We start from the raw sequence: 15,024 nt of genomic DNA, 5'->3' as shown, positions 1-15,024 counted from the left end.
CAAAATAAACACCAATGAAATAGCAATGTCTCGTTCCTGAGCGTCTCGAAGGAGTACATGCAGTGTAGTTCTTACTGCTGGTGAGATAGCAACAGTAATACCACTAAAATGAAAATGAGTCATATCCTGAAATAATATATCCATTTTAATCTTTAAAATATCAATATCATTAATACTGGTATTTTTACGATCATAATAAACATCACTAGCTCTAATTCCATAACCATTTTCAAGATAATATAAGCCTACGCGTTCTCCCTTAAAACAAATAGTGCTAGTATCGATCTTGTTTTGTTTCATGAAACTTGCAAAACTCCTGCCAACAGAGTTGGCAGGTAATCCAGTAAATACTTTAGTAGCGATTCCCAATCCTGATAACGTTCTAGCAATGTTAATTTCACTACCACCGTAATGCATAGAAGTTAACACATTATCATTAATTTTTTCATTATTAAGAGGGGTGAATCTAATTAGTGGTTCACCAAAAAATAATATTTTTTTCATTTCTGTTTTTCCTTTCAAAAAAATGCCATCAAATGATGGCAAAATATATTACAATGTATAGTCAGCAATTATTATATTTATAAGGAGGGAGGAAATAAAAGATAATGGGATAGCTAATATACACGTAATAGCAATATTATAAAAGTGATTTAATATAAGTAGCAATTTCTTCATCTTGGCAATTTGCAAAGAAATACTCTTGAAATTTTTCACCAGCAATTGTTTCTTTTAAGAAATCTTGATCGATTTGTTTTAAAATTGTCATCATATCGTTATGGGTAATCTGTTTTACTTCATTTAAAATACGAGCATTTCGTTGTTCTGGAACTGCACGCTCTTTTGGATATCCGCCGCCAGCAGTTTCAGCAAATAATCTTTCAAAAATTAATTTTAAATTTAATTCAGCTCCCCAGCCAAATCCTTTAGCATAAGGGATTGATAGAGCATTACCTCCATTAATTTGAGAAAATAAATAAGCATCAGTTGGTTCTGCTGCTAATCCACATGTTTATTTGGAGCTATTTATTTAGCATAGCCCCGCTTCAGTACCATCCTGTAATAACAAAATCGGCAGCTTTAGTTTAATAAAATGGCGGCTAATAAACCGTTTTGAACATATGTTAATTGGCTCTCATTTTCTTTACCTACTGCCATAGTTATACCTCATAGCCTTTTTGATCGGCTACTTCTTTTAAGTGTTATAAATAATTTCATTTAGCCGCTTGGCTATTTTCGTTAATTAAAGCTATTTCATACAATACTCCTTTTAATTATTGGTTGTTTACCAATATAGGCTAAATCACCATCTACATATAAAACATGACCATTTACAAAATCACTAGCATCACTCGCTAAAAAAATCGCAGGTCCTATCAAATCATCAGTTTTTCCCCAACGTGCCGCTGGAGTTTTAGAAATAATAAATTGATCAAATGGATGACGGCTGCCATCAGCTTGTAGTTCTCTAAGTGGAGCAGTTTGTGGAGTGGCAATATATCCTGGACCAATTCCATTACATTGAATATTAAATTCACCATATTCGGAAGCAATGTTACGTGTTAGCATTTTTAAACCGCCTTTAGCTGCCGCGTAAGCACTTACGGTCTCTCTTCCTAATTCTGACATCATTGAACAAATATTAATAATTTTTCCATGACCTTTTTTGATCATTGAAGGGATAACGGCTTTAGAAACAATAAATGGAGCATTTAAGTCTACATCAATTACTTTTCTGAAATCGTTGGCACTCATTTCACACATTGGAATTCGTTTAATAATTCCCGCATTATTTACTAAAATATCAATTGCTCCAACTTCTTGTTCGATTTTTTTAACCATTTCATTAACAGCAATTTCATTGGTGACATCACAGACATATCCATAAGCTGTTATTCCTGCTGCTTGATAAGCAGCTAACCCTTTATTTACTAAATCTTGATTAATATCATTAAAAATAATCGTAGCACCAGCGCTGGCATATCCGCTAGCGATTGCAAAACCTATTCCATAAGAGGCACCAGTTACGAGTGCAACTTTACCAGTTAAGGAAAATTTATTCATATTGAATGTTTCAGCCATATAATCTTCTCCATTTCTAAATAATTATTCCAGTAAGAAGTTAAATCGAAGTAAACCAGAAACAATGATAAATGTGACATGAAGGGACTTACTGGAATATTTTGATGTAAGTAACTACCAGTTACAACTAAAGCATAGTTTAGTAAACCGGTTTTGTCAACGGTAAAATGCAAAAAAATAAAAAAATATTTATTTTTAAAATTGATATTTTGGTAAAAAAGAAAAAAATAAGACATTATTTTTGCTTTTTTATCCTTATATATGTAATTTTTTTAATAAAATATTCTCTTAAAAAAGGTTGACAACGCTTTCACCTAAGTATAAAATTAAAATGTAAGTAAACCAGTTTACTGTTTTTTATCAGTAATTATATTAGAAAGCGAGGAAATTTAGTGGATAAGAAAATTATTTTAGTTTCTCACGGAAAACTATCAGCAGGAATGTTACATTCTGTACAAATGATTGTTGGAGAAAACGAGGCGCTAACTTGTTTAGGAATGATGCCGGGAGAGCATTACTCAGTTGTTAGTGATCAAGTAGCAAAAATGGCTCAAGAAAATCCCAATACCCAATTTATTGTGATTGCCGATTTATTAGGTGGTAGTGTTTGCAATGGGTGCATGCCATTAGTTCAAGAAAAGAACGTTAAATTAATTAGTGGATTAAATATGGGGCTTGTAATTGAATTATTGTTTGCACCAGCACCAATGAGTGATGAAGATATTCAAGCAAAAATTGAAGCTTGTAAAAAAGGGATAGTTCATATATCTACTAAATATATGGAAGAACAAAATCAATCAAATGATGATGAATTCTTTTGAAGGTAATAATGAAAGGGGTATGTATTTATGATATCAATGATGCTTATTGCTGATCGAATAATTCATGGACAAGTTGCAGAGATGTGGTCTAAAGAATTAGGGATTAGCAGAATTATTGTTGCTAGTGATGCTATTGCTAGTAATGAAATTCAAGTAAGTGCTTTAAAAATGGCGGCACCTGCAGGAGTAAAGGCTGCAATTTTGCCAATCAACAAAGCTATTGGAATTTTATCTGATCCTCGTAGTGAGGCAATGAAGATTTTAGTGATTTCTAATAATCCGGATGATTTATTAGCGGTCGCTAAAGGTATAAGTGAAAAGCCAGTGTTAAATGTAGCTAATTATGGACGTATTGGTGGTGGTTTATCAAAGAAAGTAAAGATTTCTGAATCTGTATATGTAACTGAACATGACAAAGAAGTGTTTAAAGAATTTGAAGAGTTAGAAATTGAAATGATTCATCAACCTTTACCAGGTGATGAAAGACAAGACTTTATGAAATTACTAGGGGGAAAATAGAATATGTTAGCAAACGCATTGATTGTTGGGATTGTTTTAGCAGCAACTAAGTTTTTTGACTGGTATGGAAATACAATGTTCCAAAGACCAATCTTCTGTGTTGCAATTTTAGGAGCATTATTGGGACACCCAACCGAGGGGATTATCTTGGCTGCTGAGCTAGAGTTAGTATTTTTAGGTAATGTTAGTTTAGGTGGTGTTATGCCAAGTGACTTTACTTTAGGTTCAATTTTTGGAGCAGCTTTTGCTTTATTATTAGGTAAGGATTTAGCAACAGCGGTTACTTTAGCATTACCGCTTGCGGCTCTTGGACCTTTATTATATTCATCAATGAAGATCGTAGTAACTTCATTAGTTCCAAAATTTGAAGATTTAATTGAAAAACGTAATATTAAAGGATTTAAGAGGTTATGGCTCCTTCAATTTATTGGTTTTCATTTAGCTTATTTTGTTTTAGGATTTGTTTGTATTTATGTTGGTACAGATGCAGTTAGTGCCTTTGTCAATGCCATTCCAGACTGGGTTCAAAAATCAATGACTGTTGCCTCAACAATGTTACCAGCATTAGGTATGGCTTTATTATTAAAATCATTATGGAATAAAGAAATCTGTCCATATTATTTCTTAGGTTTTGGTCTTGGTGCTTTCTTCTTCTATAATAATGTTACTGGGGCTTCTCTTGTAGATGGTGCAGTCAAATTAACTAGTGCTTCTACTAAAATCTTGTCTTTAGTACAAATTTCATTTATTGGAGGGTGTGTAGCCGCAATTATTATTTTCAATGAGTTAAGAAAAATTAAAGATGATGAAAAAAGACAAGTAATGACAACAACACTTGATGAAAGCGAGGACTTCTTCAATGACTAATACCGCAGCACCTTCAATGAAGACAAAACTTACGTCAGAACAAAAGAAACTAGTAAGATCAGTATTTTGGAGATCAATGTGGTTAATGTTCTGTACGTCATATACAAAACAACAAGGAACAACATTTGGTTGGACAATGATACCTTATTTAGAGGACATCTATGGTAAGGAAACGGATGAATTTTATGATGCAATGTCACGTCATCAAGATTTCTTTAATACAACACCAGGAATGTCACCATTTATCTTTTCATTAGTTATTTCTATGGAGCAAGAAAGAAAAGCTTGTTTAGACGCTGGTAAAGATTTTGATGATGCTTCAATTGAAGCAATTAAAGTTGCCTTAATGGGACCGTTTGCTGGAATTGGGGACTCCGTTTATTCTGGGGCTTTAAGAATTATTGCAACTGGGATTGCTTTAGGTTTCTCTCAAAGTGGATCTTGGTTAGGGCCGATCTTATTTGCATTAGTTTATAATATTCCTAATATTTTAATTAGATATTTTGGAGCTGCCTTTGGTTTAAAATTAGGTAGTACGTATATTTCAAAAGCTCTTGCTTCAGGTCAAATCAAGGCCTTTACAAAAGGCTTTGCGGTTTTAGGTTTGATCATGACCGGGGCAATGACAGCGCAATATGTAAGTTTTAAAACAACATTTGTTGCTGATTTTGGGGGAACAATATTTAATTTGCAAAATGTCTTAGATCAAATTATGCCTGGTTTATTACCACTAGGAATTACAATGGCATCTTTCTTCTACTTACGTAAGAAAAATAAACCAATTACCGTATTATTAGTAATGTTTGCTGCATCATTGCTTCTAACTGTATTAGGAGTCTGTGGTGGATAAAAGGGTTATTTAGGGTTAACAGGGAAGAGCTTGTTAGCCCTTTGTTGCTATATTTGGAGGTAAAATATGAGTGAAGTTTTAATTATTATAGCAATTTTAATTATTTCATCAATTATAATGGCAATAATAAAGAAAAATATTTTTATAAAAGTTTATAATAGTTTAAATACTGAAGATTATGATAGCTTTTTTAAATATGTTGATAGTCGATTAGCAAGAGCAATGATGCCAATCTATACGCGAGAGATATTAAAACTTAGTGCCTATATAAAGACTGAAACAAATCAGGGTGTTACGAATCAATTCAATCAAATGATGAAAATGAATCTAACAACTTATCAGCTTAGTGATATTTTAGTACGTGGTTTTAACTATTATTGTAATCATGACCAAATTAATAGATGTAAAAAGATTGTCAGTAAAATGGCTGAAGTTTTTGATGAAAGGGAGTTAAAAAAATATCAGCGCCACTATGACATTTTAATGAATGGTTCAACCAAATATATCAATGAATTAGAAAATGAATTAGAAAAACATCGAGGTAAGAAAAAAGGATATTTGGAGTATCTTTTAGCAAAATCTTATCAAACAAAGAATAATCAGAAAGATTATTTAAAATATTTAAATAGAGCAATGGAGGATTATCAGACAAATGTCCAAGAACTTGAAAGAACACTCCAAGTTATGTAGCAGAGCTGATTTAGTTGACTGGCTTAAAACAATGTTACCTGATCCCTGGGATTATCAAGGAGTAACCGGTTCAACATATCAGCAGGAGATTAGAGAATTAGAATATGTATCAAGACCACTTTGGGCAATCTTTTCTTTGATTGCAAGTGGTGATTATGATGAGATGCTAGTATTACCATATATTGAAAGAATAAAATATGAGTTGAACCTGAAAACAAAAACAGTATTTTTAAAACCAACTACAAAAAACTCGCCAAATAGCTGTGGAAATGGCTGTATATGGTTATGGCCTTCTCTGTTGCCAAGATAAACTGTTGAACTATTTTAGTAATGAAGAAATTGAATACTTAGAGACATGGTTAAATTCTATCAATGAAATTGAGTTTCCACAAAATAATTGGTTTTTATTTTTATTTATCGTGAATTGTGGATTGAAAAAAAACAATTTGCGATATAGTCAAGCTAAAATAGATGAGGCTAAAGCAAAAATTAATGATTTGTATGTAGGTAATGGCTGGTATCAAGACGGGGTAGCAAGTCAAAGAGATTACTATATTGCTTTTGGTTTTCACTTTTATAGTATGATTTTAAGTAAATATACAGATGAATTTTATCGTGAAACTGTTAAAGAGCGTTGTTGGAAATTCCAAGAGGATTTCAAATATTGGATTGATCAACAAGGTAGAACCCTTCAATTTGGACGAAGTTTAAGTTATCGATTTGGTCATGTGGCATTTTGGGTAGGACAAGTAGTAAGTGAGAACTATAATTATGAACTTAGCGAAGTTAAAGAAATAATTTTTAGAAATTTGAACTACTGGCATGATTTTCTTATTACTCAAAATAATATGATTACTGTGGGTTGTGGTTATCCTAATTTATTGTTATCAGAAGATTATAATGCACCAGGCTCACCAGCATGGGCTTTAAAGACATTTGTATTATTGACGTTACCCGGCAGTCATTCTTTTTGGCAGATTGAGGCTAAGAAAAGAATTAATTTGAATACTTTGAGTTGTCAAGTTGAACCCGGTTTTTTAATTATTGCAGGGATTAAACATCACTATGCTTTATCTGGTTTTCAGTATAGTAAAGGACATGATTTACAACATCATGCTAAATACGGAAAGTTTTGTTACTCGACTGGATTTGGTTGGAATCTAAGTCGTGATGTTCAGGGGATAGAAAGCTATGCAATCGATAATGCCTTGGCGCTATCGGTAAAGGGAACGGAACAATATGTCAGCCGTGGTGAAATTCAAAAGTGTGTAGTTCATAAGGATTATTTGTATAGTAAATGGAATTATGGTGTGGTAGCAGATATAGAAACTTGGCTTGTTCCAATTGATGAGGATTAACATTTACGAATTCATCGAATAGTTACTGATATGGAGCGACAAGCATATGAAGGAGCTTTTCCTGATTGGGGATGGCATTATAAATTTAATCAGCCGATTGTTAAGGATAAAACTATTATTTTAGAAACTGATGGGGTTTGCAGCGGAATTAGAGATATTTTTAAAAATCGAATACCAGTGGCGATAAAGCAAAATCCTAATACTAATATTTATGATTGTGAAACAAATGGTGTAGCATGTTTGTATGGCGTAATAAACAAGGGTCAAACACTTTTAGGAAGTTTAGTTTACGGTGATCTTCAAGGTAATTGCCCAAATATGATGATACCGTTAAAATTTGAGCATCAGTTGCTAGAATTTAAAAATAAAAAAATATATTTAGAAGAATTTTAGGAGATGAGTATGAAATATAATTTAGATGAAAATAATCAAAAATGGTTAGATAAAATATATGAAAAAATAATGGCAAAGATGTCAGCACAATGTGATCGAATCGGTGATAAAATTCCTTATATTGCCGAAGGTGGAGTATATCGGGAAGATAAAGCGCAAACAGACATAGTTTGGTGGACTAATGGTTTTTGGCCGGGGATGCTTTGAAATGTATCATGCTACCGGTGAAGAAAAATATAAGGTAGCAGCTAATGGAGTTGAAGATAAGTGGTCAGCTTTTGACAAATATACAGGGTTACACCATGATGTTGATTTATGTGGCTTCATAGTGCAGTTGCAAATTACCGTATTACAGGAAATGAACGTTCTTTAGCGCGAGGATTGCATGCTGCTCATTTATTGGCAGGTCGTTATAATCCCCGTGGAAAGTTTATTCGTTCATGGAATCGTGATCGAGCTGGCTGGGTCATTGTTGATAGTATGATGAATGTCCCATTATTATATTGGGCAGAAGATGTTATTGATGATCCACGTTTTAAATATATAGCAATGGATCATGTTGATACAGTTATGAATAATACTGTCCGCCAAGATGGCTCTTGCAATCATATTATTGTATTAGATCCGACTAATGGTGAATTATTGGAAACACCAGGAGGGCAAGGATATGCTAGTGGTTCTTCATGGTCACGGGGACAAGCTTGGGCAATTTATGGTTTTGCTTTAAGTTATTTGCATACTGATAAAAAAGAATATTTAGATACAGCTAAAAAGGTTGCTCATTATTTTATATCACAAATTGATTTAACTGATGGAGTTGCTTTATTAGATTTTAGAGCTCCTAAAGAACCAGTTTACTGGGATTCAACTGCAGGTGTCTGTGCAGCTTGTGGATTGCTTGAAATTGCTAATCATGTTCCTGCATTAGAAAAAGATTTCTATATTAATGCAGCTATTAAAATATTAAAAGCTACTGATAAAAAATTCTGTAATTGGGATATTAACTATGATTCAATCGTCCAAATGGGTTCTGGTTCATATTTTACTGAACATGATAAACATGTACCGATTATTTATGGTGATTATTTCTTCATCGAAGCAGTTTTAAGATTATTAGATAAGGATATTTTAATTTGGTAAGTAAAATGAAATATATATTACTATGCATTGATGTTGATGGTACTTTAGCTTGCGACGATAAATCAATATCACGACAAAATATTGAGGCTTTAAAAAAAGCTGATAAGGCAGGTATAAGAATTGCAATTGCTTCAGGTCGGACACCTAATTCTTTAAATGAGATTTTTAAACAAATTGGGGTTAGTCCATTATTGATTTGTTTAAATGGTGCTTATCTCGAAGATGATGGTAAAGCAATTTTAAAGCATACTTTGACTAAGGAACAATTGGAAAAAGCTTATCAAGTTATTGTTGAAAATAAAACATATGCAGCATTTAGTACTCCACAATTCTCAATTCGAAATAATGATGTTTCAAATTCTTGGAAAAAACAATTAGAAAAAGGTAGTTTAAAAGCTGACTTCATTATTGCTAAAGATCAAGATGATTATCAAAATTTGGTTTTTGAATATGCCCAAGATATTGTAAAAATTTCTATTTTAGAAAGAGATAAGGGTAAATATCAAAAAGTCAGAAAAGAGTTAGAAGAACTAGATCTTTATGCAGTAGCAATGTCGGATATTGATTATGTTGATGTAACTGATAAACAAGTTACTAAAGGGTCCGCTGTAAAGGAATTAGCAAAATATTTATCAATTGATGTAAATGAAGTTATTTGTATCGGCGATAATGAAAATGATTTAGAAATGCTGGAAGTAGCTGGATTAGCTGTAGCGATGAAGAATGCTACGAAAACAATTAGAGAAAAAGCCGATGTGATTAGTGATTTTGATAATAATCATCATGGTGTTGCTGATGTGATTGAAAAATATATTTTATAGCGGGGGGAAATTATGGATAATTATTTCAATGTTTTAGATTATGGAGTTAAACAAGATTGCCAAGAATTGCAGACGCAAGCATTTCAGACTGCTATCAATGCTTGTTTAAAACAGGGGGGAGGTACGCTCATTGTCCCTGAAGGTAAATATTATGTTGGCAGTTTAAGATTATATTCACACATGACTTTGTTATTAGAAGAAAATGCCAGGTTATATGGTAGTAATAATTATCAAGATTATCATGATTTTAAAGTACCCAGTACATTAGGTTATTTACAAAATGAAGATTATATTAAAATGTGGAATTTACCTGAATATTATATATATGGGATAATTTGTGCTTTTCAAGCTCAAGATATTAAAATCATTGGCAAATGTGGCTCGGTAATTAACGGTCAAGATTGTTATGATGAAAATGGTGAAGAAAAATTTCGAGGACCGATGGGAATCATTTTTAGTCAATGTGAGGATATTACTTTGCAAGGTTATACGTTTGTTAATAGTGCTAACTGGTCGCATCAGTTAGACAGCTGTCAAAATATAATTATTAATAATGTGAAAATTAAAGCAGGACATGACGGTTTCAATCTTCATCATTGTAGTGATATTCAAATTAGTGATTGTCACTTAGAAACTGGTGATGATTGTGTTGCAGGTTATGATATTAGAAATTTATTAGTTAGAGACTGCTATTTTAATACTGCGTGTAATGTACTTAGAATTGGTGGAAATAAGCTAATTTTTGATCATTGTAAATTTGTTGGTCCAGGACATTATCCACACCGTTCTACAAATAGTTATAATACTCATGCAGTTTTTAAATATTATGCGATTTGCTGTGATAAGATTCGAGAAGATGGTAATGATATTATCATTAAAAATAGTGAATTTGAAGATGTTACAAAGTTATTAGTTTATGATCATGGGAATGAAAAGATGATGCAAAATAATTTGCCACTTAGAAAAATAGTTTTTGAAAATGTTAAGCTGGTTAACTTAAAGCAATCATCATTATTTAAAGGTAATGGTGAAAGATGTCAATTAGTAATTAAGGATGCTTTCATTGATTACTGTAATCAAGATGATTTTTTAGTAATTGATGCAAGTATTGAATTGATTATGGATAATGTGATTTTTAATAAAACTACAATGCTTAAAATAAACAAAAATAGTTTAGTTAAAATAACTAATTGCAAAAATTTAAAACTTATTGAGGAGACACAAAATGACTAAAATTATTAATCCAATTTTACGAGGATTTAATCCCGATCCTTGTATTTGTAAGGCTAAGGACAAATATTATATTATTACTTCGACTTTTGAATGGATGCCGGGAGTGAGTGTTTACGAGTCTGATGATATGGTTAATTGGAAACGTCATGGGGCAATTTTGAATAGTCTTGATCTACGCGGAATTCCTGATTCGGCAGGAGTTTGGGCACCTGCCTTAACGTACTATGAAGATACTTTTTATTTGATTTATACGGTTTCAAAACAAATTGATGGTTATTTCAAAGATGTTGAAAATTATGTTATTACTGCCCCAACAATTGATGGTCCATGGAGTGAGCCGCTCTTTATTAATGCTTCTGGTTTTGATCCTTCAATGATACATGTTGATGGTAAACATTATGTATTAAATCCACAATGGGATCCACGTCCTTTGAATGGACATAAAAAGTTTAATGGTTTACTCTTGCAAGAATTTGATTTTGATAAGGGAATGATTGGAGTCGCCACTGTAGTGTTCAAAGGTAGTGCGACAGGTGGACCAGTGGGACCGCATTTGATGAAAAAAGGTGATTTTTATTATATTATTGCTGCTGAAGGAGGAACAGGAAGACATCATTCAATTTGTGTGGCTCGTTCTAAGAATATTTGGGGACCTTATGAAATTTCACCATATCATCCACTTATTACGGCTTGGCAAAAAGATACAATCTTAAAAAAATCTGGACATGGTAATTTTGTGGAAACAGATGATGGCTGGTATTTAGTCCATTTATGTGCACGATATTTAAATGAACAGGAGGTTTCGGTATTAGGACGTGAGACATCATTGCAAAAAATTGAATGGATCAATGATTGGCCGAGAATGGTTCAAGGTGACTGCACACCTTTGGTAGAAGTTGAAGCTTCAGGTGAAACAGTTAACCGGGATCTAGAAAATAAATATTATACAAACTTTAAAAATATTGACTTTGTTAATGAGGGCTGGTTAAGTTTAAGAACAAAATTTGAAGATAAAGTAAATTTGGTTGATGCTGGATTAGAATTAAAGGGCAATGATTCATTAACCTCGTTGTTTGATCAATCATTGATTGCTAGAAGGTGGACTAGTTTTGACTTTGTTGCAGGAACTACGTTGTGTTTTAAGCCATATCACTATAATCAAACAGCTGGGTTGAGTTGTTTTTATAATACTAAAGCATTTCACTATCTATATGTTGGCTATGATGAAGTAAAGAAACAAAGAATTATTAATATTTTGACAAATGATAATTTTAATTTTAATGAGCCTTTGGAAGGTAATTATATTTATGTAAATGATGATGTAAAAAGAATATCTTTAAAAGTAATGGTTAAACAGGATAAGATTCAATTTTATTATGCTTGTGATGATTCTAAGTTTGAGGTAGTTGGTCCGGTGCTGGATGCATCTATTTTAAGTGATGAGCATGTTTCTGGATGGACTTATACTGGGGCAGTCATCGCAATTAGTGCAGTTGATAATTTTAATAAAGATACTAAAGCTGTTTTTAGTGAATTCTACCAAGAGAATAATGATTAAGAGGAATTAAAATGATTGAGATTTTAGAGCATGAAAAAACATTTCATCTCCAAACAAGTAAGACATCAATGATTTTTAGTGTGCTCGATTCAGGGCACCTTGTTTGTTTATATTGGGGAAAACGAGTTTATGATCAAACGTTTAGTTATCTTATTAAAGAAATCAAACGGGCTAGTTATTTAAGTGAGTTAGCTGGAAATAGAAATTTTAACTTAGAACAGAGGCCACTATTATACCCAGCTTATGGTAATCCTGATATGCGGATACCGGCATTTATGTTTAGATATCAAGATGGCTCAAGAATTTCTAGTTTTGAGTTCACTAAATATAAAATTATTGAGGGTAAAAAGAAAATTTGTGGATTACCAACAGTTTTAAGTGATAAAGCGCAAACTATAGAATTTAGTATGGTTGATCAAATTAAACAATTAGAAATAGTTTTAAGTTTTTCAATATTTTTTGATCAAGATGCAATTAGTCAAAGTGTTAGAGTAATTAATCATAATAACCAAGATATTGTTATTGAAAAAATTATGAGTGCTAATTTTAGTTTCTTAGATGACCAGTTTGATTGTTTATCATTAAATGGAGCTTGGGGACGTGAATGTCATTTAAATCGTAAAGCACTCAGACAAGGGAATTTTATCGTTGATAGTAAACGTGGAGCAAGTGGTCATGGACAAAATCCATTTATTGCTTTGCTGGATCATGATGCAAATGAAGATCATGGAAATATTTATAGTATGAATTTAGTTTATAGTGGTAATTTTGAGGCAAATATTGAAGTTGATATGCATCAAAATACACGAATGATGATGGGAATAAATTCTTTTGATTTTAGTTGGGAGTTGGCCCCGCGAGAATGTTTTTATAGCCCGGAGGTTATAATGATCTATAGTTCAAAAGGGCTTGGGGAAATGAGCCGTAAATATCATCGTTTGTATCGTGAATGTCTAATGATAAGTCATTTTGCTAAAAGGCTTCGCCCTATTTTAATTAATAATTGGGAAGCTACTTATTTTGATTTTAATCAAGAAAAATTACTTTCTTTGGCCAAACAAGCTAGTAAATTAGGAATTGAATTATTTGTTTTAGATGATGGCTGGTTTGCCAAACGTAATGATGATACCAGTTCGCTTGGAGACTGGTATGTTAACGAAAGAAAAATTGGTGGTCCATTAGACAAATTAGTTAAGCAGATCAATGCTTTAAAAATGAAGTTTGGTCTATGGCTGGAGCCAGAAATGGTCAATCCGAATAGTGATTTATATAAAAAGCATCCTGATTGGGTGATTCGTGTGCAAGATTATCAACCACAGACTTCCCGTTGCCAATTAGTTTTAGATTTATGTAATCCAGAAGTTCAAAATTATATAATCAAAGCTGTTAGTAATATTTTAGATAGTGCTAATATTGAGTATATCAAATGGGATATGAATCGTAATATTACCGATATTGGCTCTAATTATTTACCAGTGCATTTACAAAAAGAAGTCTTACACCGCTATATGATAGGCCTATATCATATTCTTGATGTTCTAGTGAGTAAATATCCCCAAGTTTTGTTTGAAGGATGTGCTGGTGGGGGTGGACGCTTTGATCCAGGGATGCTTTATTATATGCCGCAAATTTGGACTAGTGATGATAGTGATGCGATTGAACGTTTAACGATTCAAAAAGGCACTTCAATGGTTTATCCAGCAATTAGTATGGGGGCTCATGTTTCGGCTTCACCTAATCATCAAGTTGGTCGGATTACAGGTATTGAGACTCGTTCGGTTGTCGCAATGCAAGGAACTTTTGGATATGAGTTAGATTTAACAAAACTTAGTGATCTTGAACTAGCTGTGATTAAAAATCAAATAACTAAGTATAAAAAACTTCGTCCAATTATTCAATTTGGTGATTTATATCGTTTGAAAGACAATGATAATGAACAGGCTTGGATGTATCTCTATCAAAAGCAAGTATTAGTGAGCTATGTTCAGATCTTGGCTAAGCCAAATACGGTACCGAAACGATTAAAATTGAAAGGATTAAAAGTAAATACTAAATATTGTTTATTAGAAGATAATCAAGTTTATGATGGGAGTGTTTTGATGAATATTGGTTTACCTCTAGAAAAAGTTAAAGAGGATTTTTATAGTAAACAATGGTATTTAAAAGAGATAAATGAAGATGAATAAGATATTAGCGACATATAATAGTCAGGATATGCAGATTTGTTATTTACGCGGAGTGGATCGTAATGGGCATGAGGTTGTAGGATTAAGAATTATACCTATTTCAATGATTGATCAGATTATTGATGAAAACGACGATATTGAACCATTGATTCAAATAAAGTTAGTTGGTGATGATTATCCGTTCAATTATTCTCAAGGTAGGACAATGCGCAATAGTGAAACAACTTTTAAATTAAAATATCAGTTCCAAGAAAAAATAATTAAAGACACGCATTATACAATTATTACTCATTTATATGATGATAGAGGGATTGATTATCAGCATTACTTATCATTTGATATAGGTAGTAGTGCTATAAATACCTTTACTAAAGTGATCAATAGAACTAATAAAAATATAAAAATTGAAATGATATCAAGTTTTACTTTAGGTTCAATTACTCCATTTACTAAAGGGTTAGCTAAGGAAAGTCTATTGATGCATCAATTTAAAAGTACTTGGGCTT

General features: G+C 32.3%; 19 protein-coding genes. 16 read left to right on the top strand and 3 right to left on the bottom strand.

The window, feature by feature from the left end:
• The 3 genes from ACLR9T_RS12350 to ACLR9T_RS12340 form a co-directional block, all read right to left on the bottom strand.
• On the bottom strand, positions 1-504 hold a 504-nt coding region (locus ACLR9T_RS12350), incomplete at its 3' end, for a PfkB family carbohydrate kinase (protein WP_413109810.1).
• A 136-nt stretch (positions 505-640) separates the two neighbouring features.
• Positions 641-964 (bottom strand): hypothetical protein, encoded by a 324-nt coding sequence (locus tag ACLR9T_RS12345; RefSeq protein WP_413109811.1) that lies wholly within the window; start codon positions 962-964, stop codon positions 641-643.
• A gap of 290 nt (positions 965-1,254) precedes the next feature.
• Positions 1,255-2,082, bottom strand: coding sequence for a gluconate 5-dehydrogenase (locus tag ACLR9T_RS12340; protein WP_413109809.1), 828 nt, complete (start codon positions 2,080-2,082; stop codon positions 1,255-1,257).
• A 392-nt stretch (positions 2,083-2,474) separates the two neighbouring features.
• Here ACLR9T_RS12340 and ACLR9T_RS12335 point away from each other — a divergent pair, with 392 nt between their 5' ends.
• From ACLR9T_RS12335 to ACLR9T_RS12260, 16 genes are all read left to right on the top strand, one after another.
• Entirely contained in the window at positions 2,475-2,903 is a 429-nt protein-coding gene (locus ACLR9T_RS12335) for a PTS sugar transporter subunit IIA (protein WP_118248391.1), read from the top strand.
• A gap of 27 nt (positions 2,904-2,930) precedes the next feature.
• Positions 2,931-3,422: a PTS system mannose/fructose/N-acetylgalactosamine-transporter subunit IIB gene (locus ACLR9T_RS12330; RefSeq protein WP_413109808.1), complete on the top strand. Its 492-nt coding sequence runs from the start codon at positions 2,931-2,933 to the stop codon at positions 3,420-3,422.
• Between the two features lie 3 nt (positions 3,423-3,425).
• Positions 3,426-4,289: a PTS mannose/fructose/sorbose/N-acetylgalactosamine transporter subunit IIC gene (locus tag ACLR9T_RS12325; RefSeq protein ID WP_413109807.1), complete on the top strand. Its 864-nt coding sequence runs from the start codon at positions 3,426-3,428 to the stop codon at positions 4,287-4,289.
• Positions 4,282-5,139: a PTS system mannose/fructose/sorbose family transporter subunit IID gene (locus ACLR9T_RS12320; RefSeq protein WP_199414197.1), complete on the top strand. Its 858-nt coding sequence runs from the start codon at positions 4,282-4,284 to the stop codon at positions 5,137-5,139. The genes ACLR9T_RS12325 and ACLR9T_RS12320 overlap by 8 nt, the downstream gene beginning before the upstream one ends.
• Before the next feature lie 66 nt (positions 5,140-5,205).
• Positions 5,206-5,829, top strand: a complete 624-nt coding sequence (locus tag ACLR9T_RS12315; protein ID WP_413109806.1) for a hypothetical protein — start codon at positions 5,206-5,208, stop codon at positions 5,827-5,829.
• Positions 5,792-6,139, top strand: coding sequence for a hypothetical protein (locus tag ACLR9T_RS12310; RefSeq protein WP_413109805.1), 348 nt, complete (start codon positions 5,792-5,794; stop codon positions 6,137-6,139). The genes ACLR9T_RS12315 and ACLR9T_RS12310 overlap by 38 nt, the downstream gene beginning before the upstream one ends.
• Complete coding sequence (locus tag ACLR9T_RS12305) at positions 6,099-7,187, top strand: DUF2264 domain-containing protein (protein ID WP_413109804.1); 1,089 nt, start codon at positions 6,099-6,101, stop codon at positions 7,185-7,187. Before ACLR9T_RS12310 ends, ACLR9T_RS12305 begins: the two co-directional genes overlap by 41 nt.
• Before the next feature lie 30 nt (positions 7,188-7,217).
• The gene (locus ACLR9T_RS12300) at positions 7,218-7,580 is read left to right on the top strand and encodes a hypothetical protein (protein ID WP_413109803.1); all 363 of its coding nucleotides are present in this window, start codon (positions 7,218-7,220) and stop codon (positions 7,578-7,580) included.
• 9 nt (positions 7,581-7,589) lie between these two features.
• On the top strand, positions 7,590-7,787 hold the full coding sequence (locus ACLR9T_RS12295) for a hypothetical protein (protein ID WP_413109802.1): 198 nt from the start codon (positions 7,590-7,592) through the stop codon (positions 7,785-7,787).
• Positions 7,762-7,953, top strand: coding sequence for a hypothetical protein (locus ACLR9T_RS12290; RefSeq protein ID WP_413109801.1), 192 nt, complete (start codon positions 7,762-7,764; stop codon positions 7,951-7,953). The genes ACLR9T_RS12295 and ACLR9T_RS12290 overlap by 26 nt, the downstream gene beginning before the upstream one ends.
• On the top strand, positions 7,896-8,720 hold the full coding sequence (locus ACLR9T_RS12285) for a hypothetical protein (protein WP_413109800.1): 825 nt from the start codon (positions 7,896-7,898) through the stop codon (positions 8,718-8,720). Before ACLR9T_RS12290 ends, ACLR9T_RS12285 begins: the two co-directional genes overlap by 58 nt.
• A gap of 5 nt (positions 8,721-8,725) precedes the next feature.
• Positions 8,726-9,541, top strand: coding sequence for a Cof-type HAD-IIB family hydrolase (locus ACLR9T_RS12280; protein ID WP_413109799.1), 816 nt, complete (start codon positions 8,726-8,728; stop codon positions 9,539-9,541).
• 12 nt (positions 9,542-9,553) lie between these two features.
• Positions 9,554-10,774 (top strand): glycoside hydrolase family 28 protein, encoded by a 1,221-nt coding sequence (locus tag ACLR9T_RS12275; protein WP_118248404.1) that lies wholly within the window; start codon positions 9,554-9,556, stop codon positions 10,772-10,774.
• Positions 10,767-12,332: a glycoside hydrolase family 43 protein gene (locus ACLR9T_RS12270; protein ID WP_413109798.1), complete on the top strand. Its 1,566-nt coding sequence runs from the start codon at positions 10,767-10,769 to the stop codon at positions 12,330-12,332. Before ACLR9T_RS12275 ends, ACLR9T_RS12270 begins: the two co-directional genes overlap by 8 nt.
• Before the next feature lie 11 nt (positions 12,333-12,343).
• Complete coding sequence (locus ACLR9T_RS12265; protein WP_413109797.1) at positions 12,344-14,518, top strand: alpha-galactosidase; 2,175 nt, start codon at positions 12,344-12,346, stop codon at positions 14,516-14,518.
• A partial coding sequence (locus ACLR9T_RS12260; RefSeq protein WP_413109796.1) for a hypothetical protein occupies positions 14,511-15,024 on the top strand: 514 nt, incomplete at its 3' end. The genes ACLR9T_RS12265 and ACLR9T_RS12260, both read left to right, overlap by 8 nt.

The sequence above is a fragment of the Thomasclavelia sp. genome, assembly GCF_047249845.1.
In the GTDB taxonomy this organism is placed as follows: Bacteria; Bacillota_I; Bacilli_A; order Erysipelotrichales; family Coprobacillaceae; genus Thomasclavelia.
Note: the sequence above shows the minus strand (reverse complement) of the source record. Positions and strands in the feature narration are given on the sequence as shown.

Excerpts from the sequence above, each read along its gene's own strand:
- ACLR9T_RS12340 (WP_413109809.1), bottom strand. The coding sequence starts at position 2,082 with ATGGCTGAAACATTCAATATGAATAAATTTTCCTTAACTGGTAAAGTT.
- ACLR9T_RS12330 (WP_413109808.1), top strand. The coding sequence starts at position 2,931 with ATGATATCAATGATGCTTATTGCTGATCGAATAATTCATGGACAAGTT.
- ACLR9T_RS12325 (WP_413109807.1), top strand. The coding sequence starts at position 3,426 with ATGTTAGCAAACGCATTGATTGTTGGGATTGTTTTAGCAGCAACTAAG.
- ACLR9T_RS12320 (WP_199414197.1), top strand. The coding sequence starts at position 4,282 with ATGACTAATACCGCAGCACCTTCAATGAAGACAAAACTTACGTCAGAA.
- ACLR9T_RS12315 (WP_413109806.1), top strand. The coding sequence starts at position 5,206 with ATGAGTGAAGTTTTAATTATTATAGCAATTTTAATTATTTCATCAATT.
- ACLR9T_RS12310 (WP_413109805.1), top strand. The coding sequence starts at position 5,792 with ATGTCCAAGAACTTGAAAGAACACTCCAAGTTATGTAGCAGAGCTGAT.
- ACLR9T_RS12305 (WP_413109804.1), top strand. The coding sequence starts at position 6,099 with ATGGCTGTATATGGTTATGGCCTTCTCTGTTGCCAAGATAAACTGTTG.
- ACLR9T_RS12300 (WP_413109803.1), top strand. The coding sequence starts at position 7,218 with ATGGAGCGACAAGCATATGAAGGAGCTTTTCCTGATTGGGGATGGCAT.
- ACLR9T_RS12295 (WP_413109802.1), top strand. The coding sequence starts at position 7,590 with ATGAAATATAATTTAGATGAAAATAATCAAAAATGGTTAGATAAAATA.
- ACLR9T_RS12290 (WP_413109801.1), top strand. The coding sequence starts at position 7,762 with ATGGTTTTTGGCCGGGGATGCTTTGAAATGTATCATGCTACCGGTGAA.
- ACLR9T_RS12285 (WP_413109800.1), top strand. The coding sequence starts at position 7,896 with ATGTGGCTTCATAGTGCAGTTGCAAATTACCGTATTACAGGAAATGAA.
- ACLR9T_RS12280 (WP_413109799.1), top strand. The coding sequence starts at position 8,726 with ATGAAATATATATTACTATGCATTGATGTTGATGGTACTTTAGCTTGC.
- ACLR9T_RS12275 (WP_118248404.1), top strand. The coding sequence starts at position 9,554 with ATGGATAATTATTTCAATGTTTTAGATTATGGAGTTAAACAAGATTGC.
- ACLR9T_RS12270 (WP_413109798.1), top strand. The coding sequence starts at position 10,767 with ATGACTAAAATTATTAATCCAATTTTACGAGGATTTAATCCCGATCCT.
- ACLR9T_RS12265 (WP_413109797.1), top strand. The coding sequence starts at position 12,344 with ATGATTGAGATTTTAGAGCATGAAAAAACATTTCATCTCCAAACAAGT.